The sequence below is a fragment of the Pedobacter miscanthi genome (genome assembly GCF_003315595.1).
Taxonomy (GTDB): domain Bacteria; phylum Bacteroidota; class Bacteroidia; order Sphingobacteriales; family Sphingobacteriaceae; genus Pedobacter; species Pedobacter miscanthi.
The window spans coordinates 1-889 of the sequence record NZ_QNQU01000077.1 but is presented as its reverse complement, the minus strand read 5'-3'; the positions used below and the strand labels follow the sequence as shown (position 1 = coordinate 889).

1 protein-coding gene is annotated in these 889 nt (G+C 38.9%); it reads right to left on the bottom strand.

Translation table 11 applies throughout. The annotated features are described in order from the left end of the window. Positions 1–73 precede the first annotated feature (73 nt). On the bottom strand, positions 74–700 hold the full coding sequence (locus DRW42_RS28430; RefSeq protein ID WP_113952226.1) for a M23 family metallopeptidase: 627 nt from the start codon (positions 698–700) through the stop codon (positions 74–76). Positions 701–889 lie beyond the last annotated feature (189 nt).

Genomic DNA, 889 nt, shown 5'->3' with positions numbered 1-889 from the left:
GAGAAGTCAAGTTTACTGGGTATGGTGCCTATTCAAACTTGGCTTCTCTATCGATAACATCACCACCAAAACTTTATTTAACATGTTCCTTTATAAAACGCTGCGGATTATAAAACCGATCGTTCAGTTGTGCATCGTTAAAAGTTAACCAGCTGGCACAGCCATAATCATCAAATTTCTTCCTGATTTCCAGATGAAGATGATGATAATCGCCACCGTATTTTTTGCTTTCCTGTGGGGTAAATAATCTCGCCAGTTTCGTATTCTGATCAACCGCCTGACCATTGCTTACATAAACTTCTTTTAAATGTTTGTAAGAGGTAAACATCATCTGTCCGTTCGGTAATTTATGTTTAACCACAACCGTGCGCTGGTTTTCGCCCAAATGAACAGAACACACTATGCCATTGGCCATGGCATAAACACTAACCAGTTTCGTTTTAGGCTGTGCCGGGTTAATATCGATAGCCGTGTGGATATGCCCTTTAACATAACTATCGCGGTGATCGCCAAAAATGCTGATGATTTTGATGTTGTTTACCTTTTTACGGTTGGTTATATCAAATGGCAGATACCATTGATCGGCTGTTTTTGCCGGAGACGCATCCGTATAATAAGGTTTCCAGCGATCGCGGTCTTTTTCAATGGTTGGTGTTTCGAATAAAAGTGCAGATAAGAATATAAATAGTAATGTTTTCATGCTTTAAGGATTTAAAAGCAAGATAACATTATTTAAAGAAATTAACTATTTTTGTAGTTTAAAAAAATGGGATCGTCATCTCGACTGGAACGCAGGGGAATGGAGAGATCTATCTCGAGGCAGATCTCTCGGCTGCGTTGCACTTCGCTCGAGATGATTGTTATGATAAAAACAAATTTTAAGCAGCTA

Coding starts and splice junctions, on each gene's coding strand:
- DRW42_RS28430 (WP_113952226.1), bottom strand. CDS start 700: ATGAAAACATTACTATTTATATTCTTATCTGCACTTTTATTCGAAACA.